This is a genomic window from Klebsiella sp. NPDC088457 (assembly GCF_044900465.1).
In the GTDB taxonomy this organism is placed as follows: Bacteria; Pseudomonadota; Gammaproteobacteria; order Enterobacterales; family Enterobacteriaceae; genus Klebsiella.
Genome location: NZ_JBJDNH010000001.1, coordinates 366,694 through 390,283 on the forward strand (window position 1 = coordinate 366,694; position 23,590 = coordinate 390,283).

The window sequence follows — 23,590 nt, forward strand, 5'->3', positions numbered from 1 at the left end:
ATAATGAGCACTTTACTGAACCCCTATTTTGGCGAATTTGGCGGGATGTACGTCCCACAGATTCTGATGCCTGCCCTGCGCCAGCTGGAAGAAGCTTTCGTTAGCGCGCAGAAAGATCCTGAGTTTCAGGCTGAATTTAGCGACCTGCTGAAAAACTACGCCGGTCGCCCCACGGCATTGACCAAATGCCGTAACCTGACCGAAGGCACCCGCACCACGCTGTACCTGAAGCGTGAAGATCTGCTGCACGGCGGCGCACATAAAACCAACCAGGTGTTGGGCCAGGCGCTGCTTGCCAAACGGATGGGTAAAACCGAAATTATTGCCGAAACCGGCGCCGGCCAGCACGGCGTGGCTTCCGCGCTCGCCAGCGCCCTGCTCGGCCTGAAGTGCCGCATCTATATGGGGGCAAAAGACGTCGAGCGTCAGTCGCCAAACGTCTTCCGTATGCGTTTAATGGGCGCGGAAGTGATCCCGGTCCACAGCGGTTCCGCCACGCTGAAAGATGCCTGTAACGAGGCGCTGCGCGACTGGTCTGGCAGCTACGAGACCGCGCACTATATGCTCGGTACCGCAGCGGGCCCGCACCCGTTCCCGACCATCGTGCGTGAATTCCAGCGGATGATTGGCGAAGAGACCAAAGCGCAGATTCTGGAAAAAGAAGGACGTCTGCCGGATGCGGTTATCGCCTGCGTCGGCGGCGGCTCTAACGCTATCGGCATGTTTGCCGATTTTATCGATGAAACCAGCGTCGGCCTGATCGGCGTGGAGCCGGCGGGTCACGGGATTGAAACCGGTGAGCACGGCGCGCCGCTGAAGCATGGTCGCGTCGGCATCTACTTCGGGATGAAGTCGCCGATGATGCAAACCGCAGACGGCCAGATTGAAGAGTCCTACTCCATTTCCGCCGGTCTGGATTTCCCGTCCGTTGGCCCGCAGCACGCTTTCCTCAACAGCACCGGCCGCGCCGATTACGTGTCGATTACCGATAACGAAGCGCTGGAGGCCTTCAAAGCGCTCTCCCGCCATGAAGGGATTATTCCGGCGCTGGAGTCCTCCCATGCTCTGGCTCACGCGCTGAAAATGATGCGTGAAAACCCGGAAAAAGAGCAGCTGCTGGTGGTTAACCTGTCCGGTCGCGGCGATAAAGACATCTTCACCGTACACGATATTCTGAAAGCGCGAGGGGAAATCTGATGGAACGTTATGAGACGCTATTTGCACAACTGAAAACCCGCCGGGAAGGCGCGTTTGTTCCCTTCGTCACCCTCGGCGATCCGAACCCTGAACTGTCGCTGAAGATCATCGATACGCTGATTGAAGCCGGCGCCGACGCCCTGGAACTGGGGATCCCCTTCTCCGACCCGCTGGCGGATGGCCCGACGATTCAGGGCGCGACCCTGCGCGCCTTTGCCGCGGGCGTTAACCCGGCGCAATGTTTTGAAATGCTGGCGGCGATTCGCCACAAACACCCGACTATCCCGATTGGCCTGCTGATGTACGCCAACCTGGTATTCAGCCCGGGTATCGACGAATTCTATGCCCAGTGCGAACGCGTGGGCGTCGATTCGGTGCTGGTCGCCGATGTCCCGATCGAAGAGTCCGCGCCGTTCCGCCAAGCGGCGTTGCGCCACAACATCGCGCCGATCTTCATCTGCCCGCCGAACGCCGATGATGACCTGCTGCGCCAGATTGCCTCCTGGGGCCGCGGCTATACCTACCTGCTGTCGCGCGCCGGCGTTACCGGAGCAGAAAACCGCGCCGCGCTGCCGCTGCACCACCTGGTGCAAAAGCTGGCAGAGTACAACGCCGCCCCGCCGCTGCAGGGTTTTGGCATCTCCGCGCCGGAGCAGGTGACCGCCGCGCTTGAAGCCGGGGCCGCCGGGGCGATTTCCGGTTCGGCGATCGTGAAAATCATCGAGCGCAACGTTAACGATCCGCAGACCATGCTGGCCGAGCTCAAAGCATTCGTGCAGAGCCTGAAGGCGGCGACGCGCTAATCTCGAACGCGACATAAAGTAACGAGGTAACGGCTTTAACCGCGAAAGCCGTTACTAGCGCTGTTTACCCACCCCATCCAGCGCTTCCATCACGGGACTCAGCAGATAGCTCAGGATTGTCCTGCGTCCCGTTTTTATTTCGCCGGTGACCTGCATTCCCGGCTCAAGAGGCTTTTCCTCTCCTTCAACCAGCAACGTTCGCCGTTTCAGGGAAATCACCGCCCGGTAAACCAGCCCCAGCTCCCGATCCTCAATAGCATCGGCCGAGACCTGCCGGAGTTCACCCGCCACCCAGCCATAGCGGGTGAAGTCAAAGGTACTGATTTTCACCGCCGCCTTTTGCCCGGGCCGTAGAAAACCGACGTCCTGGTTCCTGACCATGACTTCCGCTACCCGTTCACCGCTATCGGGAACGATCTTCAGCAGCTCCTGCGCAGGCTCCACGGCGCCGCCGGCATCCCTGAAGACCAATGACTCCACCGTTCCGCTAACCGGCGCGCGCAACAGGTATTGTGCGCTCAGGGACCGGAGCTGATTGAGCTGGGTTTCCAGCACCCGGTTTTCATCGCTGCGCTCCGCGCGCTCTTTGGCAAGGGCATTGGTTTTATCGGCCGTTCTGGCCTGCGCTTCTTCATCTATCTGATGGAGGCTGTCACGCACCTCCTGTAAGCGGGTTTCTGCGGCCACCACCCGATGGCGGGACTCGGTATATTTTTTCCCGCTCTCCAGCAGGCTGTCCCGACTGGTGAGCTTTTTCTGGTACAGTGATTCCAGCGCCTGATACTGTTCTCTGAAAACCGGCAGCAAATTTTCAGCCAGCGCTTTTTCCACCTCCCCCTCAGCCAGCTGCGCCAGCAGAACCGCTCTTCTGCTGTCAAACACCGCTTTTTCACGGCGATCCGCCTCGATTTCCGCCGTTAGCCGTAACGCCGCCTGTTCCGCCAGGGCAGCATCCTCTTGTTGATACGCGGGAGGAAGCTGAGCGGCAACGATCCCCTGATGATAGTAATGGTAAAGCAATGTCAGGCGCGCGATGTGAAACCGGTTAATACGCTGACGCAGCCGGTTCTCTTTTATTTGCGCCTGTAAATGGCCGTCGTTAAATTTGATCAGCGGCTGCCCCTGGGCCACGTGCATCCCCTCCCGCACCATCACCGCCGCAACTTCTGCGGTGACCGCGGCATTCACCGGGCGCGACAGTTCGCTCACCACGATTTTCCCCTGCGTCACGGCAACAATATCAACTTCGCCCCAGGCTGCCCATAAGAGCGCCGCGGACATCGTCAACATCACGCACCAGATGATGCCCCTGCCCGCAGGCGAAGGCGGCGTATCCTGAACTTCCAGCACCGCGGGGAGAAATTCCCGGTAGCGCTTCATCCGGCCATCCCCTGCTGTAGCGCATATAAACGCGCGTACAGACCATTCTCGGCAAGCAGCGCAGCATGCGTTCCCTGCTCGCCGATACCGCCCCTTTCCATCACGATAATACGGTCGGCCAGCCGCACGGCGGACAGGCGGTGGGCGATAATAAATACCGTCCTCCCCCGGCATATTTCCACCATATTGTGGTGAATAATCCGTTCAGATTCGTAGTCCAGCGCGCTGGTGGCTTCATCGAGAATCAATACTTTCGGGTCAGTTACCAGCGCACGGGCAAGGCCGATACGCTGTTTCTGCCCGCCGGAAAGCTGCCCGCCGTGTTCGCCAACCGGTGTGTCATAGCCCATCGGCAGTTCACTGATAAACTCATGGGCGCCGGCCAGCGCGGCAGCGGCCATCACCTCCTCCTGAGAAGCATCCGGCACGGCAAGGGCGATATTCTCCCGCAGGGTACCGGAGAAAAGCTGAGTTTCCTGTAACACAACGCCAACCTGACGGCGTAACCATTGCGGATCGGTATGGGCAATATCCGTACCATCGATAAATATCTGGCCGGCAGAAGGTAAATACAGCCTTTGCATCAGCCTCGCCAGGGTACTTTTCCCCGAGCCAGAGCGCCCCACAATGCCAATGACCTCACCTGGCCTTACGGATAACGTCACTCTGTTCAGTACCTGGACGCCGCCGGGATGGTAGGCAAAACTGATCCCAGCGAACCTTACCGCCCCCTGCATTTGGGCGAGCGCGATGCCGCTCACCGGCTGTTGTTCGGTAGGCATATTCAGAATATCCCCCAGCCGTTTGATGGAAACCGAGACCTGCTGGATGTCCTGCCATAGCTGTACGAGGCGCAGCACCGGCGCGGTAACCTGACCGGCAAACATGTTAAAGGCAATCAGGGCGCCGACCGTCATTTCGCCCTGAATAACCTGCTGCGCGCCGTACCACAGGATCGCCACGCTGGTTACCCGGCTGATAAAGCGGGAAATCTGCCCGGCTATATTGCCCAAATTCTGCGTTCTGAAGCAGCTGCTGACAAAAGCGGCGATTCGGGTATCCCAGCGACGGACCATATGATGCTCAACCGCCATCGCTTTCAGCGGCTCGATCGCCGTGATGCTCTCCACCAGAAAAGCCTGATTTTGTGCTCCCTGACGAAACTGATCGTTGAGACGGCGGCGTAGAGATGGCGTGATAATTGCCGATAAAATGGCATAAAAAACCAGTGAAATGATGACGATAAGGGTCAATGGAATACTGTAGAACGCCATGACGACAAAAAAGATCACCATAAAGAGCAGATCGGTACAGAGCGTCAAAGCGCTGCCGGTGAGAAATTCCCGTACCGTTTTGAGTTCGTGAACCCGCGCGACGGTCACTCCTGCCTGCCGTTCCTTAAACCACGCCAGCGGCAGAGCCAGAAGATGACGAAAAAGCAACGAGCTCAGGGTGACATCAATTCTTTGCGCGGTATGTGCCAGCTGGTAGGTTCGGAGTCCATCCAGCATGACTTCAGCAACGGTAACGCAGAGCATTCCCAGCGCCAGGACGTCCAGCGTCGTCAGACTCTGATGGGCCAAAACTTTATCAACCACAACCTGGAAAAAAAGGGGGGTGATCAATGCCAGCAGCTGAATAAAAAATGAGGCCAGCAAGACTTCACCCACCAGCCTGCGATACTGCATAAACGCCTGCCAGAACCAGCGCAGATTAAACTCGTTAGCCAGCTTCTCCACAGAGAAGCGCTGGCTAAATAAAAAACCGCCGATCCTGGCCCCCTCCACAGGCGAGTACACGGAGGGTTGCGGCCGATCGACCTCCTGAACCAGCCATTGCCCGTCCTTAACCGCCAACAGCACGATATATCCCCGATCGGGTAAATGAACCAGCGCCGGCAGAGGTAAGCGCGAAGTAACGCGCAGGCGGGGATAGTAGCGACAACGAAAGCCACAATGGCGGGCCGCACGCACCAGTTGCAGGGTGATGTGATGTTCCGTATCGACAAAAAATTGCTCACGCAGGGCGCGGATATTCACCGCCGTACCGTGGTAGCGGGCGATCAATCGCAACCCCTGCCATAGATTATCATCCGATGACATAACGCAGCTCCACTAATAGCCAACGGCTGTGCGCCAGCTTTCCGCCGTCGTTTGCGCGGTAGCCAGCGGTATAGCAACCCCGGCATCGTCCGCATCATCAACGTCGCCCGAGGCCAGAAACTGGCAGATCTCCTGCTTCAACAGCGCGATGTCTGTCGTGCTTTCCGCGGTGTCCATGACCGGTAAAGGAATATTGTGTTCGATATAATTCAGCACGTCCTCCGGCAGCCATAGCGTGCCATCGGCGAAGGCGATCTGCTCCACCTGATAGTAGTCCAGACTGAAGTAACCCCGGATAATCACGCTGTCCGCCCGGTCGCGGAAGCTGAGCACCAGGCTGTCATGGCCCTGCACCCGCTGCCGGGAGAGCACCGCCTGCTCCGCCAGCAGCCCTTCTCCCAGCCGCAGCGTGTCCGTCCCGCTGCTCTCGATAATCGTGTCCTGCCCGTCTCCGGCGTTAAAGAGGTAAATATCGTTACCGCTGCCGCCTTTCAGGGTGTCTTTTCCCGTTCCGCCGTGGAGCAGATCGTTGCCGAAGCTGCCGTCGAGGGTGTCATCTCCCGCCTCGCCGTACAGCGCATCGTTGCCGCTGTCCCCGGTCAGCACGTCATTCCCGCCTCCGGCGCGGATCTCACTCCCCTCCCGGTAGGCCTGCAGGCTCTGCGCCGCCGCCGTTCCTGCCAGCAGCATCGCCTTCACGGTGGCCACGTCCCAAACCGTGCCGTCGGCAAAGACAATCTGCTCCACCTGATAGTTGTCCAGACTGAAGTACCCCTGGATAATCACGCTGTCCGCCCGGTCGCGGAAGCCGAGCACCAGGCTGTCATGGCCCTGCACCCGCTGCCGGGAGAGCACCGCCTGCTCCGCCAGCAGCCCTTCTCCCAGCCGCAGCGTGTCCGTCCCGCTGCTCTCGATAATCGTGTCCTGCCCGTCTCCGGCGTTAAAGAGGTAAATATCGTTACCGCTGCCGCCTTTCAGGGTGTCTTTTCCCGTTCCGCCGTGGAGCAGATCGTTGCCGAAGCTGCCGTCGAGGGTGTCATCTCCCGCCTCGCCGTACAGCGCATCGTTGCCGCTGTCCCCGGTCAGCACGTCATTCCCGCCTCCGGCGCGGATCTCACTCCCCTCCCGGTAGGCCTGCAGGCTCTGCGCCGCCGCCGTTCCCGCCAGCAGCATCGCCTTCACGGTGGCCACGTCCCAAACCGTGCCGTCGGCAAAGACAATCTGCTCCACCTGATAGTTGTCCAGACTGAAGTACCCCTGGATAATCACGCTGTCCGCCCGGTCGCGGAAGCCGAGCACCAGGCTGTCATGGCCCTGCACCCGCTGCCGGGAGAGTACTGCCTGCTCCGCCAGCAGCCCCTCCCCGAGCCGCAGCGTGTCCGTCCCGCTGCTCTCAATAATCGTGTCCTGCCCGTCTCCGGCGTTAAAGAGGTAAATATCGTTACCGCTGCCGCCTTTCAGGGTATCGTTCCCTTTCCCTCCCCACAGTACATCGTTCGTGTTTTTTCCCGTCACGACATCCGCATTGTCACTACCGATAAATGTCAACGCCTCAGGAATCCCTAATCTCATGCGGACGTCCGCAAAGGATGGCAGGTATTCCATATATGCATACAAGACATTACTCACCCGCAAATAACGCTCCATATCCGTATGCATCAAAGTATTCAGATGTGCCTCAAATGCTTCAAAGTTCAGCGTCAAACCGCTGAGATCGGAGTCAAGTTGCAGATGAATGAAATCAAAATCGCTGGCATACAGTGTTGAGGTCAGCAGGCAGGCTTCGGTATAGGCAGCAAAACGGCGGTATTCATCCTGTAATAAGGCCGCGGCATTGCTCAGAGGGTTAACCGTACCGTTAACCGTGTTCTGGTATCCCCTGCCAGCAGCGGTTTCGATAACCGCAAGCTTGCGGGCATCGATATAGCTCCCGCGACTGTTTTCCGCGATATCCGCTACGCCAGCCCAGGTAAAAAGGAGCTTTTCGATGAGGCCAGACGCTTTAGCGGCCAGAGGATCGGCCACAAACTGCTGAACCAGTGCGATAAGTTGCGGATTAAGACTCATCGCCGTATGCAGATCGGCCATATTGCCAAACCCGCGGATATACGGTAGAGCCTGAATTTCAGCGGACAGGGTGACATTGCCTGTGTAGCGTGAGTATCCCTTGTTCGCCGCAAACCAGACGTCCGTCGATTGGCCGACAGAGCCATCGGTATGCGTAATGCTGCCGGTTTGCCGGTGGGCATTTCCCTGTTCATCAACATATTGCGACGTGCTGTATCCGGTGCCAATGGCAGCCACACCGGCCTCTTCGAGAGAAAGTAACTCTCCTTCGTCAACCCGACCATTACTGTTACCATCCTGCCAGATACGTAACGATGCCCAGATAGCGTCATTGCTGTTCAACTGCCCGTCTTTATTTTCATCCAGTTCCTGCAAGGCCTGATAGCCATTGGCCGCCAGTTTGCCATTTTTCAGCAGCGTATTATTGCCAAAGAGTTCACTTCCGCTATCAATCTGCCCGTTACCATCACGATCAAATATCAGTAACCCGTCGTCCGGGGCCACCCAGCCGGTATTTTCCGCAAACTGGTTACCATCGTGATCGAAGAAAACACCGCTGCTGACGGATAAGGTTTCGATGCCATCGCCGTCGAGGTCAATAATAATGGGGCTGGCCTGGTTTTCCGCATTTGACATATCGGGTCCTTCTGACGAAAGAAGCGAATCCAGCATACCGGGAGGAAGAATAAACCGCCCTGTTTCAGCATCAAAAAGCCCATATTTATTCACACTATCAAGCCAGATCCCTGCCATAGTTTTCGCCGTGTCTGATGTCAGGAATGATGCAATTCCCAGAGTTGTCGCTACTCCAGCAACAAAGGGATTAGCTGTATATCCTGCAACAATTGTGGCTAAATCGGCGCCTACACCTAACCAGTCACTAACCGTATCAGTTCCGTTTTTATATTTATCCATTAAGTTGATAAGAGAGGCAGTTGCGCCAAATTTCCCACTCACAACGCGGATAAATTGCGCCTTGTCAGGTACATGGCCAGCAAGAAGTATTTCAAGGTAGTTTTGAGCATTATCAACCAATACAAATGATAACTCATGCTCTTCAGATATGCTTTTTTTATCATCACTCATAGGTATCCACCTCTGACAACATTAAGAATAAATGAAAGATCGTATATAACAACAAGAAAAGAAGTTGCATACCATCGTATTAAATTAAGAAACATCAAGAGCCATGACGATTCTTTTTTTCGGCGCATCTGATCCTCCTTAACATAATTAAGTCAGATGTGGCAAACCAGCAAGACAAAAGAGAAAAGAAAACAGTCATAGATAAAATAACAACTGATAGCCACCCTGCCAACTCATTAGAACTTCGATGTATATAAAATAAGTACCCAATGCCTTGCGATGGAAAGAGGACCACCATCAAAACAATCATTATTGCGAAGTTTTTCTTTTCCCTTGCAGCTAGATTATCTGTCATTGCATCCTCTTATGTGTTAGTCCAATATCTTTTTTATTAACTATAAATGGCCGACATCTCACCACGGTAAATAAATTAATTATCTTTAATAGTTGCGGTGTATGACATAAAATCATCCTAATTTTATTACTTACCATAATGACGTCGAAAAAGTAACGTATAGATGGAAAAATCCGCGCCAGAACTATAAAGCTCCGGAATTATAATGTAGGACCCAGTGTCCATCTTGCGTAAGTAATCATAACCTACACCGCTATTCTCTAATAGTGGCTCAATGTCGGGGTAAGCATTAATCTTCGGTATCAATATTTCATGCAAGAGTTCCCCGGTTTGAGCGTCATAAATACGGTTCGTCCCAGTCAATTCATTTTTAAGTAAGATCTGATCCTCTCAAAAGCCCTATTAAAAACAACATCTACTACCTTGAGGTCCTCCGACGTAAGCTTACTCGTTGTTCTTCTTTCCCGTGGACTATCTGTATCAAAGTAAATCCCCACGATATAATTCCCAGACTTTTCCACCGTAACATAAAGCTGATTAGGAGACAGTTTTCTTAATGGCTTGTTACCAACGTTCCCCTCTGCTGTGGATTGCGCCACTGCTGCACTGGATTGCTCCGCGTGGGTATATGGCGATATGGCCAGGAGAAACAATCCGACCAGAACAGCAACAGTACGCCAGCAGCGTTTTATAAAAAATATGTTTTGGGGCGAATCGAACTGCCTTTGCCTGGGGGTGATACAGAGCTGACCTTGCATACAAAATCCTTATCCTTGTTAGTGCTAATTTAATTGGATTTTATTTACTCCTGTTCTTCAGTGAGATCAAATGAAATCAGACAATAATTTTATTGTTATAAAATTCAATATATTAACCTGTTCTTTCATAAAAGAAAGCAAGTATATTCATTCATTGTATTTATCAAATACAGAATAATATTCACTAAAGAAACCAATGAAAGAAAGTCAGATTTTTATTTCATCATAAGTAATATAAAAGATCTTATGCTTTTGTCTTTTTCATTCTCCATCGTGATAAATAAAGACCTCTGTCTCTGGCTTTTATCAATGGCCTTGCCATTATCATCCAATTCGACAAAATGCTCGGCCGCAAGCCCTGCTGTTTTCTCACCAACGGATTATTATTGCGGCTGAGGAATACGCCACAACAAGTATGGGGGACGGCAATGCCTATAATCTTCGAAACCGCAGTTCGGTTACGAGCGTTTGTCCAGATGTTGAAGGCGGACACCAGACGACTACTTCCGCTGCAAGCTGTCGGCGTATTTGCGCGTCAGGCGAAACAGCGCCTCTACCTCTTCCTCAGCCCACTCTGCCAGCACCTGATTCATCAGTCGTGTCCTCGCCACCGCGATGCGTTCAACCACTGTTTTTCCCTGCTCGCTCAAGGTGACTTCGCTGATCCGCCGATCGTGGGCATTAGGCTGTTTTAGCGCCAGCCCCTGCGCCTCCAGTTTTTTTACCTGCCGACTGACGGTGGTGTAATCGCGCCCCAGGCTATCCGCCAGCTCAACCACCCCAACCGGACCATAGCGCCCGATGGCCACCAGCAGCGGAAACAGGATCTGATCGAGCTGAACGTCTGCCGCCTGCAGCAGCTGTTCATCACGTACGGGCTGATTCATCACGCTGATAATATCGAGCAGCGCGCAGTGGAAATCAGTGATGTCGTAAACATTATGTTCATATTGCATATATTTTTTAACCGGGTATAGTGCCGTTATCCATTATGTGCATTTTACACATAATTGCCTTCAGGAGATAACATTATGAAAGCAGCCGTCGTTTTCGATCTGCAGCAGGGTCCTGTCTGGGCCGATTTTACACATCCACAGGCCGATGCCCGTCACGCCCTGGTAAAGGTGAATGCCGCCGCCATCAGCCATGTGGTGAAAGGTCGCGCCTCCGGTAAGCATTACAGTTTCGACGGCCGGCTACCATTTGTGGTCGGCATCGATGGCGTCGGGAACGCTTGCCGATGGGCAGCGGGTCTATTTTGCCTTCCCTGCTGCGCCCTGGGGCAGCATGGCGCAGTGGGCGCCGGTCCCCCATGAAAACTGCCTGCCAATACCGGACGGGCTGGAAGAGACCACCGCTGCGGCGATGGCTAATCCCGGTATGTCCGCGTGGGCCGCGCTGGTTAAACGCGCCGGGTTCAAAGCGGGTGAAACCGTGCTGATTAATGGTGCGACCGGCAGCGCCGGGCAGCTTACGGTGCAGGTCGCACGTTTCCTGGGTGCCAGAAAAGTCATTGCTACCGGGCGGAATGCGCAGGCGCTGGCCGCCCTTGGCGCCGATGTTTGCATCCATTTAACGGCGGACGATCCGACGCTGCACGCGCAGTTTAGCGAGCAGGCCGCGCAGCAGATTGATGTGGTCGTGGATTATTTATGGGGTCATAGCGCCGAATTACTGTTGCCGGCGCTGGCAAAACAGAGCCCAGGTCACGCGCCGGTGCGCTATGTGCAGGTCGGCTCGCTTTCCGGCGCTGAAATTGCGCTCAACGGCGCGGTGCTGAGAGCCGCCCCGCTACAGCTGATGGGTAGCGGTATTGGCAGCCTGTCGATGTCGCAGCTGCTGGCGGCTACCGGTGAAATGTTGCAGGCCGCCGTGGCGGGCGGTTTTACTATCGCCATCACTCCCCTTCCGCTGAGCGAGGTGGCGAGCGCATGGCCGCGCGATGACAGCCAGAAACGCACCGTTTTTGTGATTAATTAAAAAAAATCGCTTCCGCACAAAAGATGGGGTTGATATCTTAGATGAGAACTATTATCTTTCTCATTACCGAATAGTTGAGCAAAACACTCAGGTATTCGGTACGACATTGCTCACATTGCTTCCAGTATTTTTCGCCCGCACTTGTGCGGGCTTTTTTTTGTCACGCCCTCTGCTGGCAAACGCTGAGCACCTGCTGACGTAACCACCGGTGGCCAGGCTCATGCTCCTGGCGAGGATGCCACATCTGTGAAACGGTAATCTCCGGGGTTTTAACCGGGAGCTCAAAAACAACCACGCCCTCGGGCACGCCATAGCGTAGATAGGATGCCGGCACCAGCGTAAGCAGCTGAGAACGACAGGCAACCGCCAACGCAGCCGCAAACCCAGGTACCACAGCGGCAATTTTACGGCTCAGGCCACATTGCGCTAACGCGTCATCCACGGGTCCGCGGACCATTCCGTGGCGGGAAGCGATCACGTGCTCGCAGGCAGCGTATTGCTCCCGGCTCATCTCTCCAGACTGCGCCAGCGGATGGGTGGTACTGAATACGCCAACAAAACGGTCGCGAAACAGCGCCTGCAGGCGAATTTCCGGCCCCATATTTTTCAGGACGCCAATCTCGAGATCCACCCGCCCATCGCGCAGAAATTGCGGGTCTTTCTCACTCTTCACGACAAAGTTAAGCATCACCCCCGGCGCCTGCGCCGCACAGGCGCGAATCAGTGCCGGACCAAAGGTTTCGACAAATCCCTCATTAGTCCGCAAGGTGAATGTTTGTTCCAGCGTCGGGAGATTGAGCGGCGCAGCCGGGCTGTGCAATACCGATCGCATCTCGAAGACCACATTTTGCGTTCGCGCTTTTATGCTTTGCGCATGGGGCGTTAGTACCATTTTACGCCCGGCTCTCACCAGTAACGGGTCGCCGGTCACAACACGCAGGCGGGTCAGCGTACGGCTCATTGCCGAAGCGCTAAGGCCCAAGCGCCGTGCCGCCCTCGCGACGCTCTCTTCCGCCAGTAAAACATCCAGCGCGACAAGTAAATTAAAATCGGGGTCGTTCATCTGCGTTCCTGAATTGAGATAAGGCGTTTGTTGCATCTTATAACTGCAAATGCTGCGTCTTCCGCCTGATATATCCTATCACTATAGTCAGAGACTCACGTTTTACTTAAGGAGTTTGATTATGACCACGATCGTTCGTCCGACAGTACTGATTGTCGGCGCTTCACGCGGGCTCGGCCACGCCATGGCGGGAGAATTCCTGCGCCATGGCTGGAATGTGATCGGCACCGTACGCGACATTCAGCATCCCACTCCGCTTCATCAACTCGCGCAGGACCACCCTGAGCGGGTGCGCATGGAAACGCTGGATATTTGTGATGATGACCAGCTGGCCGCGCTGGATACAAAGCTCGCCGCTGACCGCCTGGATATGCTGTTTGTCAATGCGGGAACTACCAATCGCGATCCGACGCAGACCATCGGCGAAGTCTCCAGCGAGGAGTTTATTCAGGTGATGCTGACGAATGCCCTTGCACCAATGCGGGTGCTTGAACGTCTTCAGCACCATGTGGCTGCACAGGGATTACTGGGCGTGATGTCCTCAGGTCAGGGCAGCCTGACCAATAACATCAGCGGCCAGCGCGAGCTGTACCGTGGCAGCAAAGCGGCACTCAATATGTTTATGCGCAGTTTTGCCGCCCGTTCGCCGTCACATCCGCTGGTGGTGATGGCGCCGGGCTGGATCCGCACCGCGCTAGGCGGTGACGACGCGCCGCTGAGTATCGAAGAGACGATTCCTCATCTGGTTACCGTTCTGCTGGCAAAACAGCAGAGGCCTGGCCTGGAATACCTGGATTATCAAGGAAGAACCGTTCCGTGGTGAACCCGGCATCCCGCTCTCTTTCAGCGCGTACCCGCCCTGAAAGAGAGCGGGACGATTAGCCCGCAGAGTGCATCCCCCACCGCGGCAGGACGCCGGTGTTGAATTTGACGCCGGAACAGCCATCGCCAGGAAGATCGTCTCATATCAAAAAAAAGACAGCATCATGAATGAATGCTGAAGAGATATAAAATAAAACGTAAAAAAGAATCCCAACTATCCTATTTCATTGTTAAAAAATCACATAACAACGTATCAAAGAAAATAAATATCCTTCAGTTTGTTATTTCACTCACAAAAAATGTCTATGAAACCGTCTATCTTCAGGAAAAAACACAATTTGTGCTTTATCCTGAACACGAATAGAGGTTACGAGGACGCGCCACTATATGCTGAAAGGAGAAAACGAAAAGATAGCATCCCGCCTGAAAGAAGCACGAGGGATGCGAGGGGTTTCACAAAAAGCACTAGCCGAGATGTGCGGCTGGACTCAATCTCGCATTGGCAATTATGAGTCGGGAATACGTTGCATCGGCGTCAGTGATGCAATAATTTTATCCAAATTTTTAGGGATGGCCCCTGCTGAGCTGATGTTTGGTAAAGATGACAGCATGTCCTTATGCAATGATGAGAAAAAATTACTGCATATATTCAGGCAGTTACCAAAGCCCGATCAAAAACAAATGCTACGAGTATTTAGCCGCAGATTAAAAGAAATTGATGAATATGTCGAAAAATACCTTAAGGGCCGTCATCCACGTTAAACGCCCTTTTAAATCTACTACACACGCAAAGGTAACTGAAGGTAATGGAAAACTTCAAATTAAGACTTAAAAATCACATTGAACATGTCAAAAATGTTGGTATTCATTGCACAACTGAAGAAACAACCAAACAGGCATTGATATTACCGTTTTTGGATACTCTTGGCTTTAATTCGTATGATCCGCAGAAAGTAAAAGCAGAATATGGTGCTGATTTCCCCGGTGTAAAAGCGGGAGAAAGAGTCGACTATGCTCTCTTTTGCCAGGGGGTGCCGGTCATGTTCATTGAGGCAAAAGCCTTTAAAGAGAAGATTGATAACCACTGCCCACAGCTTTCACGCTACTTTAACTGTACTCCAGAGGTAACAATCTCAGCGATAACAAATGGATTAGAATGGCGTTTTTTCACTGATCTCCAGGAAAAAAACATCATGGACCCAACACCATTCTTAAGAATTAGAATGGACAGCATTACTGACGCAGATGCCGAGCAACTATTTAGGTTTCGTCATGATAAATTTAAACCTGAAGCGCTAAGAACTCTTGCTGAAGAAAGCGTATACATCTCCGCCTTCTCAAAAGTTATAAGCTCTAGCCTGAAAGATATTGATTCTGAATTTGTAAGATATGTTGCATCGCGTGCAAATATTGGTCGTCAACTCAATCAACGATTTATTGACTCAATCACACCTTTAGTCAGAGAGGCGGTACAACGTTCCGTTAGCGCTATGGTGGTATCCGGTCTTTCCGCAAATGCGCAGATCGTCGATGAAACGACTGCTCAAGAAGTCAGTGAGGTCGCGGTCACTGACGCCGCAGCCGATGTGGTTGATCCAGATAATCCAAACATTGTGACAACACCAAATGAGCGTTCGCTTTTTGAAAAGATAGTTTCAATAATAGGTGCCGATAAAGATGTTCAGGCTAAAGATACTGAATCATATTATGGTGTTCTCTATCAGGGAAAAACAAACAGATGGATCGTGCGCTATTATGATAAAAAGAGCCGTTCGTCTATACAAATACCTATTGAATTAACACCAATTGCAATCAATGAGATCTCACGAGCCCGACTTGAGCATGATGGTACAAGAATATACCTCGACAAACCTGAGGATATTCTAAGGATATCAGGATTGATATTAGATGCTTTCCAGTATGTAACCAATGATGAAAACTTCAAAAAGAAAAAAAATGAAACCGCCTGAAGCATCCTAAATCCCGCTATATGCGGGATTTTTTAACAACCTTTCTGAATGGTCAACATCGCCAGGACCACAGCCGGTCGAGGACATCAATATCCACAGTTTTGCGCAGGTACCGGCGACCGATGTTGAATTCTCGCCAGCGATTTTCATCGCGGCTTCTGGCTTTGCACAATGGGGAGTGGTATGAGATCGAGGATTGATGATAGCCACGGCCGCCGCCCTGGCGCTCGAACCAACGCAATCAGACTGGCGTGTAGATTGTCTATTTAATGTAGGAATCCAGTACCTTCAATACCACCTCCAGATCCTCCGCTCGTTTCGCCTCTTCTCCCTCATGAACGATATGCTCTACCAGATGGCCCTTTATGACCTCACGCATTAACCCATTTACCGCCCCGCGTATCGCGGCAATCTGCTGCAGTACCGCCGCACATTCATGCGGTTCATCGAGCATTTTTTTCAGCGCAATAACCTGGCCCTGAATCTTGTTGGTACGGGCTTTAAGCTTTTGCTGGTCACGGATTGTATGCGACATACTGAAATCTCTTACGCAAAAAAACGTGCTTAACTATACCATTACCATTCTACTGGGGGGTAGTATATTGTACTGGGGGGGAGTAGAATTCCGACATTGCACATTCTCAGGAATCTTTCCCATGCCCGAATTTACCGCCCTTCTTCAGCAAGGGAATGCCTGGTTCTTCATTCCCAGCGCTGTTCTGCTAGGCGCCCTCCACGGGCTGGAACCCGGGCATTCAAAAACGATGATGGCTGCGTTTATTATCGCCATAAGAGGCAGTGCCAGGCAGGCTGCCATGCTTGGTCTGGCGGCAACCCTTTCCCATACCGCTATCGTGTGGATCATTGCCTTTGGTGGAATGTATATCAGCCAGCGATTTACCGCCGAATCGGCTGAGCCGTGGCTGCAGCTGGTTTCTGCGGTCATCATTCTGGCTACCGCATCCTGGATGTTCTGGCGTACCTGGAATGGAGAGAGAAACTGGCTTGCTGCTATCCAGGAAAGCGAAAAACAGCACCATCACGATGAATCAAAGGTGATCGATACCGGGCATGGCAGCGTTGAAGTGTCCATTTTTGCCGAGAATCAACCTCCACACTGGCGTTTACGCACGCTCAGCGGCAGGAAATGGGAGGCCAATGGGGTGTCATTAGTCACACAACGTGAAGGAGGTACATTCTCTCAGGTTTTTGATTTTGTTGATCATGGTGAGTACCTGCAATCCGCATCAGCGATTCCTGAACCACATGCTTTCAGCGTCCGTCTTTCTCTGGGCCATCGCGGCCATGTTCACGATTATGCCCTGCAGTTCCATGACCATGGGCACCCTCATGACCCCCCCACGCTCGATGGGTTTGATGTGAACTCAAAAGCGTATCAGGACGCCCACCAACGGGCGCATGCTAACGACATTCAGCAACGCTTTAGCGGGAAAGAGGCCACAAACTGGCAGATTTTGCTGTTTGGTCTGACGGGGGGATTGATACCTTGTCCGGCGGCGATTACGGTCATGTTAATCTGCATTCAGCTAAAAGCGTTGGCCCTGGGAGGGGCCCTGGTGGTTTGTTTCAGCATTGGGCTGGCCCTGACGTTGGTTACGGTTGGCGTTGGCGCTGCGGTTAGCGTCCGCCAGGTTGCAAAACGCTGGCCTGGTTTGAATACGCTTGCCAGAAGAGCCCCTTATTTTTCAAGCGCATTGATTGCCGCAGTGGGAATTTATATGGCGATCCACAGCGGACTCAGCCTGGTGCGCTGAGGTTCGCTAATAAACAAAAATCGGGGTAAAACTCACCACAGAAAAAGGATTTTTCCAATGCGTGGCGGACAGCGTTAGCCAATAAAGTCATCGCGAGTGGCACCGGGTAAAAATAAATAAGCGCCTGAGCGCAATACCGGTGAATTGACAGGTAAATTTCCAACGGGCGTCGTTCTGGCCTTTACCCGTCAGCTGGAATATTTCAGGCTTCAGAAACCACACAACCCTGCCATGAGGCAGGGTTGTGTGTAGAGATTGATCCGCCATCGAGTACTCGAACCCCGAACCGTAGAGGTAGAAGCTCTATGCTCTATCCCGTTGAGCTAATGGCGAATTTAACTCATTTAAATTGCAGAGACATTGCCAGCAGAAGGACCTTTCTGGCCATCCTCAACGGTAAACTCAACCTTCTGGCCTTCGTTCAGCGTTTTAAAACCGCCGCTCTGGATGGCAGAGAAATGCACAAACACGTCTTTGCTACCATTATCAGGGGTGATAAAGCCAAATCCTTTGGACTCATTAAACCATTTTACTAAACCAGTCATTTTGTTAGACATAAATAATACCTTTCTATAAACAGTAGCCTTACGGCGAAATGGCCTTCGCACAGAAAACAATTACTCACGATAAGAAGGCTCAAAAGAAAGGATTATCTATGGATAACACTTGAGATGAGGACTGCTTTACTAAACCGCTTTATCATGTCTGTGTACTAAACCGACTCTCCATTAGTCACACGAATCCTTCTTTATCGCAAGCGTTATTTATAACTTATTTATAACAAAGTCCGCCGGTCGGCATGATTAGCCAGGCCAAATTGGCCGTCAATCTACCGCCCGGCGGAATGTGCCCCCTGAGATCGGTTGTTCCTGATGAGGACAGGCATAAAATATCCGCCGGGTTTTCAGGAACCAGGAGCGTTGCCTGTTCACCTGCCCCAGGCGCAAAGACTGACCCACAGATTTAACCGAACCATATCAGCAAAATTATGCTCAATCGCGGCAATGTTTCGCCCAGGAAAGCGTGAGAAAACTGGCCATATGATGATTAAGATTGCATTTAACATCGTTCTCCCTATACCACCGCTACCCTTCTAACACTCCGATAAGCCCATTTTTTAAGACATTTTAATCGTTATCGCCGGACAAAAAACTGCCGGCCATCGCGATGGCCCCTCTCAGCGAGATAAATAGCAGATAGCATGCGCATGATTTAACAACGAGTACCCTCTCAATAATTGCCAGAACTTAAAGTCAGACTTTAATCTGGCTATCATCTTTCATATCCATACAAATTAATTCTGCCAGACAAATATTCACCTAAATAGACTTCACTGATTTTGCCAAAACCTTGCTCTGCAATTTTTGCCTCGAGCCATTCTTTGTCCTTATTAATAATCTCAAGAAGATCATGATTAGCTAAGCCATCCACTATTATTGGATAACGGATGTTCTCATCTCCGCTTTGGATAATAGTCAACTGACCATTTTGCTCGAGAACCACGCGCTTCAGTTCTTCCACTTCATAAACACCATTAGCTCTTAATTTAAACATCAAGTCATTGGCCGAAACTCCATTTCTTAGACACTCTTTAACATCAACCGTGCCATTATGTACTAGCGTAATGGGTTTACCATCAATAACTCGCTTAATAAAACGATTATTTTCTTTTAAAAACTTAAGAACAAACACCAGCAATGTCCAGATAATTAGCACCAGAACAAATTGCAGTACGGTAATCGATTCATTGTAAATCACGCCTCCGATAATTCCACCAAGAACATAGTTTTGCACCTGATCCATTGCAGATGAGGGAGCCAGATTGCCTTTCCCCATGAGATTTATTTGCACAATCAGACACAGTATTCCGAGTCCCAATTTTATAATAATAGGCATGTATATGATCATCTCGTTCCTCATTTTACTATGATAGTGGCATCCGGATTGGTTAACCAGGCTGGCACCAGGCTATAAGTGTTTTGATCGGCACTTAAATTCACCCGATAATAGCGATCATTAACTTTAACAATCACGCCATCCGATAACTGCAGCGAACTGGTAAAAATAGAATCCATGCTGACACTTTTTTCTTTTGCCAATACCCTGACAAAATTAACCATTTGCGATGATTGTGAGTGTATATTTTCACTGTTCGTATAATCAGAATATTGAACACCTGAAATGAAAAGCAAAAACAAGAAGGCGATAATCGTTAAGTCCCGGTACTTAGTCTGCAGACGATGACGCATATACAGACTAAAAACAACAATCAAAATAAACAACGCGCTGAAGATAATAATATACTTCAAATAATCATTTAGATTCGACTGCGTTTGCAGATAACTTATGCCATAAAACTTCATATAGCTACCATTCCTGGTTGTTTAAGGTTTTTGGTTTCTGTAATTATAGTAAATTACTATCAATCCACTCTCTGATGATAAGCAATAATTATCTAATAGCATCAGAGGTTTGTCATTGAGTTTTTCATCCGCAGTCACGGATACGCAGTATAAAGCCCCGATCGTCACAGCGCCCGCGAGGGTGATTTATTGTCTGATGCCGCCACTTCCCGCTGCGCGATTGGCCAACGTCGCCAGGATTATCGAGTGAGGTAAGTCCTAAAGTGATTTCCGGGCTTAACTGATGGATGGTTTTACCAGCAGCGCGAGAGTAATATTTTCTGGCTATGGTCTGCCACCATAGCGACTTGCTCACCTGCGGGCTCTTGCATACGGCTCACAGGTGAGCATCCCAATCCTACGAGGAAGTATTTGTCAATTATCTTCCTCCCTGCAGCGATCGCTTCTACGCACCTGCTTTCGCGTAATGTTATTCAACAGCGCCGGGCGTCACACTCTATCACTTCAGGCTTTGCATACAGTAAAGCTCCATCTATTCCTAATACTAAAGAGGTGCGCAATCAGTGATATATCTGCAGATGATTAAATGACGTGAAGAACTTAATTCTCCTGACAATGAACCTGGTGGTGTTCTCGTTACCCCCCTATAATATTAGGGTGAATAAATTACTATCACCTGGATATCTGGATATATAGTTTATCCTGAGATGTCTGGTTCATTTTACCGGGATATTTACAGTAGTAATAAAAGAAGTATTATTTGAGGAGGCAGCTGATATTCAAGCGCTCTATCTATCAGAGAAATGACACGCAGATTTTCCCGGCCATAGCAGTAAGACGCTGACCGATCGCTACACTGATGCGCGCAGGATAACGCGGACAAAACTGGCCATATGATGACCAGTTTTGTCGCTGGGTTTTGCACAAAAACTCAGAACCGATATCCCGCAGAGAACATAAACACCCACGGGTCGATACGGGTACTGACTTTCTGGTCCACGCCGCCGGCTTTGAATTTCACATCGGTGTCGATATCCATGTACCACACCGACATGTTGATCAGCCAGTCACGGTCAATCAGGTAATCCAGCCCCACCTGACCTGCCGCCCCCCAGGAATCCTTGAGGCTCAGATCGGACAGCCCGGCGTCTTTACCGGTGTCGTTGAAGTCTTCATTGAAGAAGGTGGTGTAGTTAATACCTGCCCCGATATATGGGCGCACTTTGCTCTGCGCGTCACCGAAGTACCACTGCGCCATTAACGTTGGCGGCAGTTGATGTACGGTGGCGATGGTGCCCGTCGGCCCGGTCCCCACCTTGTGGCGAAACGGCGTGGCCGCCAGCAGTTCAACGCCGATATTGTCTGTCGCCATATAGGTAAAGGTTAACCCCAGCTGAGTGTTGTTACTGACGTTAAACCCACCGAGGCTGCCTAACACATTATCAGAGCCTTCCGTCGGACGGACGGTGGCCGAACCTGCCCGAATAAAAAACTCCCCGGCTTCATGCGCCCAGACGCTGCCGGAAAGCGTACTTAAAATGATGCCAACCGCTGCTAACTTCTTCATATCCACTTCCTCATTATGGTTATTCAGCGCGGGTCAATATACCCATAACGAGTTACTTTTGATCCGTTCTGGATCACATAAAGTCGTGAGATTTAACATTTATTGATCCAGATTAATTTTTACTTTCATAGCAATACCGGAAAACTCACTTTCGCATCAATTTTCAGTTTCCAGACAGCAAAAAAAATTTTTCGCCTCCTCTTGCCGGCCGCGAGGCGTCTGGATAATTTATCTGCCGACAATCTGTGTTGATGCGTTTTTATCAGGTGTAATCATGAGTGAAATCAACCCGTGCATGACGTGCGGTGCCTGTTGTGCGTATTTTCGAGTCTCCTTCTACTGGGCGGAAGCCGACGACGCCGGCGGCGTTGTGCCAACGCAGCTTACCGAGCCGCTGACCCCTTTTCTGCGCTGCATGAGCGGCACCAACCAACGCCAGAGCCGCTGCACCGCCCTGCAGGGCGAAATCGGTCAATCGGTGCACTGCTCGATTTATCCGAATCGCCCCTCTCCCTGCCGCGAATTCGCCCTGTCCGGTGAACACGGCGAGGTGAATGAAGCCTGCAACCGGGCCCGCGCGCGCTACGGCCTGCCGCCGCTCATCCCTCTTTACAAAGATATACCTGGACTGACAACGGCAGAGGCTGCTACCCAGGAGGGATTTGCGGTACAATCGCCGGCTAGTTAACACCTGCAATACTCAAGGAGAGTGCATGTCTATCACGGCGAAGTCCGTCTACCGTGACACGGGGAATTTTTTTCGTAATCAGTTCGTCACCATTTTACTGATTGCGTTGTTATGCGCGTTAATTACGGTAGTCCTTGGCCATGCTTTTTCACCCAGCGAAGAGCAGCTCTCGATTCTGAGCGAAGGGGATAATCTGGCGGGTAGCGCCGGGTTGTTTGAGCTGGTACAGAATATGACCCCCGAGCAACAGCAGATCCTGCTGCGCGCCTCGGCCGCATCGACCTTCTCCGGTCTGGTGGGGAACGCCATTCTTGCCGGCGGCGTGCTGCTGATGATTCAGCTGATCTCGGCCGGACAGCGAGTCAGCGCGCTGCGCGCTATCGGCGCTTCCGCGCCGGTGCTGCCGAAACTGCTGCTGCTGATCCTGTTCACCACCTTTGTGGTGCAGATAGGCATGATGCTGGTACTGGTGCCGGGCGTGTTGTTGGCTATCGTCCTCGCCTTTGCCCCCATCATGCTGGTGCAGGACAAGCTGGGGATATTCAGCGCCATGCGCAGCAGCATTCGCCTGGTGTGGGCCAATATGCGCCTGGTCGCTCCGGCGGTGCTCGGCTGGCTGCTGGCGAAAACGCTGCTGCTGCTGTTCGCATCCAGCTTCGCGGTGCTGACGCCGAACGTCGGCGCGGTGGTGATCAATACCCTCAGTAATCTGATTTCCGCACTGTTGCTGATCTATTTGTTCCGCTTGTATATGCTTATCCGCAACTAAACTTAATCTGGGCCGGGAGCATTCCCGGCCCAACCTGAACGACGGGCCCGATGTATGAAGCAGTTTCTCGATTTTTTACCGCTGGTAGTCTTCTTCGCATTCTACAAGCTCTATGATATCTACGCCGCGACCACCGCCCTTATTATCGCCACCGCTATCGTGCTGATCTACACCTGGGTACGCTATCGCAAAGTCGAGAAAATGGCGCTGATCACCTTTGTGCTGGTGGCCGTTTTTGGCGGTCTGACGATTTTCTTCCATAACGATGAGTTTATTAAATGGAAGGTCACCGTCATCTACGCCCTGTTTGCCGGCGCGCTGCTGTTCAGCCAATGGGTCATGAAAAAGCCGCTGATTCAGCGCATGCTGGGCAAAGAGCTGACCCTGCCGCAGCAGGTCTGGTCGCGTCTGAACCTCGCCTGGGCGCTGTTTTTCATTCTCTGCGGGCTGGCGAATATCTATATCGCGTTCTGGTTGCCACAGAATATCTGGGTCAATTTCAAGGTCTTCGGTCTCACGGCGCTGACGCTGGTTTTCACCCTGCTGAGCGGCGTTTACATCTATCGCCACATGCCCCAGGACGATAACCACTAAGCTGCGCTATCGCGACACGCATCGCTCCCTGCGTGTCGCTTTTCCGGTGTTTTCCCCAGCTATTTCGCTCGCGCTATCATACCCCGGCTTTAGGCCACCTCTGCGCCAATAAGCCCCTTTCTGCCATCTGAGCATCCTGTTTTTTTATTCACTCTTTCTGCTACAACAAGGGAAAATTGCGCCAATTGTGAGGATTTACTGGAGATCGCGCCTCACATATTGTAATGATAATTATTATCATTGATATTCCC

The 23,590-nt window shown here is 51.8% G+C and carries 20 protein-coding genes, 1 tRNA gene and 1 pseudogene; 10 read left to right on the plus strand and 12 right to left on the minus strand.

Annotation, left to right across the window (positions count from 1 at the left end; genetic code table 11):
* The first annotated feature begins 3 nt into the window (after positions 1 to 3).
* Together trpB and trpA are read left to right on the plus strand one after the other, a co-directional pair.
* Positions 4 to 1,197 (plus strand): tryptophan synthase subunit beta, encoded by a 1,194-nt coding sequence (gene trpB / locus ACI2JR_RS01650; RefSeq protein WP_462477678.1) that lies wholly within the window; start codon positions 4 to 6, stop codon positions 1,195 to 1,197.
* A complete protein-coding gene (trpA, locus tag ACI2JR_RS01655) occupies positions 1,197 to 2,000 on the plus strand; it encodes a tryptophan synthase subunit alpha (protein ID WP_132726488.1) in 804 nt (267 codons plus the stop codon). The genes trpB and trpA overlap by 1 nt, the downstream gene beginning before the upstream one ends.
* Positions 2,001 to 2,054: 54 nt before the next feature.
* On the opposite strand, the gene ACI2JR_RS01660 is transcribed toward trpA, so the two are convergent.
* From ACI2JR_RS01660 to ACI2JR_RS01680, 5 genes are all read right to left on the minus strand, one after another.
* Positions 2,055 to 3,380: an HlyD family type I secretion periplasmic adaptor subunit gene (locus tag ACI2JR_RS01660; RefSeq protein WP_462477679.1), complete on the minus strand. Its 1,326-nt coding sequence runs from the start codon at positions 3,378 to 3,380 to the stop codon at positions 2,055 to 2,057.
* On the minus strand, positions 3,377 to 5,482 hold the full coding sequence (locus ACI2JR_RS01665) for a type I secretion system permease/ATPase (protein WP_462477680.1): 2,106 nt from the start codon (positions 5,480 to 5,482) through the stop codon (positions 3,377 to 3,379). Before ACI2JR_RS01665 ends, ACI2JR_RS01660 begins: the two co-directional genes overlap by 4 nt.
* A gap of 12 nt (positions 5,483 to 5,494) precedes the next feature.
* Positions 5,495 to 8,185, minus strand: a complete 2,691-nt coding sequence (locus tag ACI2JR_RS01670; protein ID WP_462477681.1) for a calcium-binding protein — start codon at positions 8,183 to 8,185, stop codon at positions 5,495 to 5,497.
* A gap of 1,164 nt (positions 8,186 to 9,349) precedes the next feature.
* Entirely contained in the window at positions 9,350 to 9,748 is a 399-nt protein-coding gene (locus ACI2JR_RS01675; RefSeq protein ID WP_462477682.1) for a hypothetical protein, read from the minus strand.
* A gap of 500 nt (positions 9,749 to 10,248) precedes the next feature.
* Positions 10,249 to 10,704, minus strand: coding sequence for a MarR family winged helix-turn-helix transcriptional regulator (locus tag ACI2JR_RS01680; protein ID WP_462477683.1), 456 nt, complete (start codon positions 10,702 to 10,704; stop codon positions 10,249 to 10,251).
* A gap of 75 nt (positions 10,705 to 10,779) precedes the next feature.
* Here ACI2JR_RS01680 and ACI2JR_RS01685 point away from each other — a divergent pair.
* Positions 10,780 to 11,728 (plus strand): annotated as a pseudogene (locus ACI2JR_RS01685) (zinc-binding alcohol dehydrogenase family protein).
* A 160-nt stretch (positions 11,729 to 11,888) separates the two neighbouring features.
* Here the strand turns inward: ACI2JR_RS01685 and ACI2JR_RS01690 are convergent.
* Positions 11,889 to 12,791, minus strand: a complete 903-nt coding sequence (locus ACI2JR_RS01690; protein WP_462477684.1) for a LysR family transcriptional regulator — start codon at positions 12,789 to 12,791, stop codon at positions 11,889 to 11,891.
* Between the two features lie 121 nt (positions 12,792 to 12,912).
* Between ACI2JR_RS01690 and ACI2JR_RS01695 the strand changes: the two genes are divergently transcribed.
* The 3 genes from ACI2JR_RS01695 (at position 12,913) to ACI2JR_RS01705 (ending at position 15,583) form a co-directional block, all read left to right on the plus strand.
* On the plus strand, positions 12,913 to 13,614 hold the full coding sequence (locus tag ACI2JR_RS01695) for an SDR family NAD(P)-dependent oxidoreductase (protein ID WP_462477685.1): 702 nt from the start codon (positions 12,913 to 12,915) through the stop codon (positions 13,612 to 13,614).
* 386 nt (positions 13,615 to 14,000) lie between these two features.
* The gene (locus ACI2JR_RS01700; protein WP_132726512.1) at positions 14,001 to 14,375 is read left to right on the plus strand and encodes a helix-turn-helix domain-containing protein; all 375 of its coding nucleotides are present in this window, start codon (positions 14,001 to 14,003) and stop codon (positions 14,373 to 14,375) included.
* Positions 14,376 to 14,419: 44 nt separating this feature from the next.
* Positions 14,420 to 15,583, plus strand: coding sequence for a type I restriction endonuclease (locus tag ACI2JR_RS01705; RefSeq protein ID WP_132726515.1), 1,164 nt, complete (start codon positions 14,420 to 14,422; stop codon positions 15,581 to 15,583).
* Positions 15,584 to 15,845: 262 nt separating this feature from the next.
* Here ACI2JR_RS01705 and rcnR read toward each other — a convergent pair whose 3' ends face one another.
* A complete protein-coding gene (rcnR, locus tag ACI2JR_RS01710; RefSeq protein WP_462477686.1) occupies positions 15,846 to 16,118 on the minus strand; it encodes a Ni(II)/Co(II)-binding transcriptional repressor RcnR in 273 nt (90 codons plus the stop codon).
* A 121-nt stretch (positions 16,119 to 16,239) separates the two neighbouring features.
* Here rcnR and ACI2JR_RS01715 point away from each other — a divergent pair, with 121 nt between their 5' ends.
* Positions 16,240 to 17,358 (plus strand): nickel/cobalt efflux protein RcnA, encoded by a 1,119-nt coding sequence (locus ACI2JR_RS01715; protein ID WP_462477687.1) that lies wholly within the window; start codon positions 16,240 to 16,242, stop codon positions 17,356 to 17,358.
* Between the two features lie 259 nt (positions 17,359 to 17,617).
* Here ACI2JR_RS01715 and ACI2JR_RS01720 read toward each other — a convergent pair.
* The 5 genes from ACI2JR_RS01720 to ompW all read right to left on the minus strand — a co-directional run bounded on the left by ACI2JR_RS01720 (position 17,618) and on the right by ompW (position 21,288).
* A tRNA-Arg gene (locus tag ACI2JR_RS01720) sits at positions 17,618 to 17,691 on the minus strand.
* Positions 17,692 to 17,702: 11 nt separating this feature from the next.
* Complete coding sequence (gene cspA / locus ACI2JR_RS01725) at positions 17,703 to 17,915, minus strand: transcription antiterminator/RNA stability regulator CspE (RefSeq protein ID WP_132726522.1); 213 nt, start codon at positions 17,913 to 17,915, stop codon at positions 17,703 to 17,705.
* Between the two features lie 715 nt (positions 17,916 to 18,630).
* Positions 18,631 to 19,266, minus strand: coding sequence for a DUF421 domain-containing protein (locus ACI2JR_RS01730; RefSeq protein WP_132726525.1), 636 nt, complete (start codon positions 19,264 to 19,266; stop codon positions 18,631 to 18,633).
* 8 nt (positions 19,267 to 19,274) lie between these two features.
* Complete coding sequence (locus tag ACI2JR_RS01735; RefSeq protein ID WP_132726527.1) at positions 19,275 to 19,721, minus strand: DUF3290 domain-containing protein; 447 nt, start codon at positions 19,719 to 19,721, stop codon at positions 19,275 to 19,277.
* A 931-nt stretch (positions 19,722 to 20,652) separates the two neighbouring features.
* Positions 20,653 to 21,288 carry an outer membrane protein OmpW gene (gene ompW / locus ACI2JR_RS01740; protein WP_132726530.1) on the minus strand — a complete coding sequence of 212 codons (636 nt, stop codon included), beginning with the start codon at positions 21,286 to 21,288 and terminating at the stop codon, positions 20,653 to 20,655.
* A 274-nt stretch (positions 21,289 to 21,562) separates the two neighbouring features.
* Between ompW and ACI2JR_RS01745 the strand changes: the two genes are divergently transcribed.
* From ACI2JR_RS01745 to ACI2JR_RS01755, 3 genes are read left to right on the plus strand one after another with little or no spacing between them, the layout of a single operon-like run.
* On the plus strand, positions 21,563 to 21,976 hold the full coding sequence (locus tag ACI2JR_RS01745) for a YkgJ family cysteine cluster protein (protein WP_462477688.1): 414 nt from the start codon (positions 21,563 to 21,565) through the stop codon (positions 21,974 to 21,976).
* 25 nt (positions 21,977 to 22,001) lie between these two features.
* Positions 22,002 to 22,745 carry a YciC family protein gene (locus ACI2JR_RS01750; RefSeq protein WP_132726535.1) on the plus strand — a complete coding sequence of 248 codons (744 nt, stop codon included), beginning with the start codon at positions 22,002 to 22,004 and terminating at the stop codon, positions 22,743 to 22,745.
* A gap of 54 nt (positions 22,746 to 22,799) precedes the next feature.
* A complete protein-coding gene (locus ACI2JR_RS01755) occupies positions 22,800 to 23,339 on the plus strand; it encodes a septation protein A (RefSeq protein ID WP_004860967.1) in 540 nt (179 codons plus the stop codon).
* Positions 23,340 to 23,590: the final 251 nt, after the last annotated feature.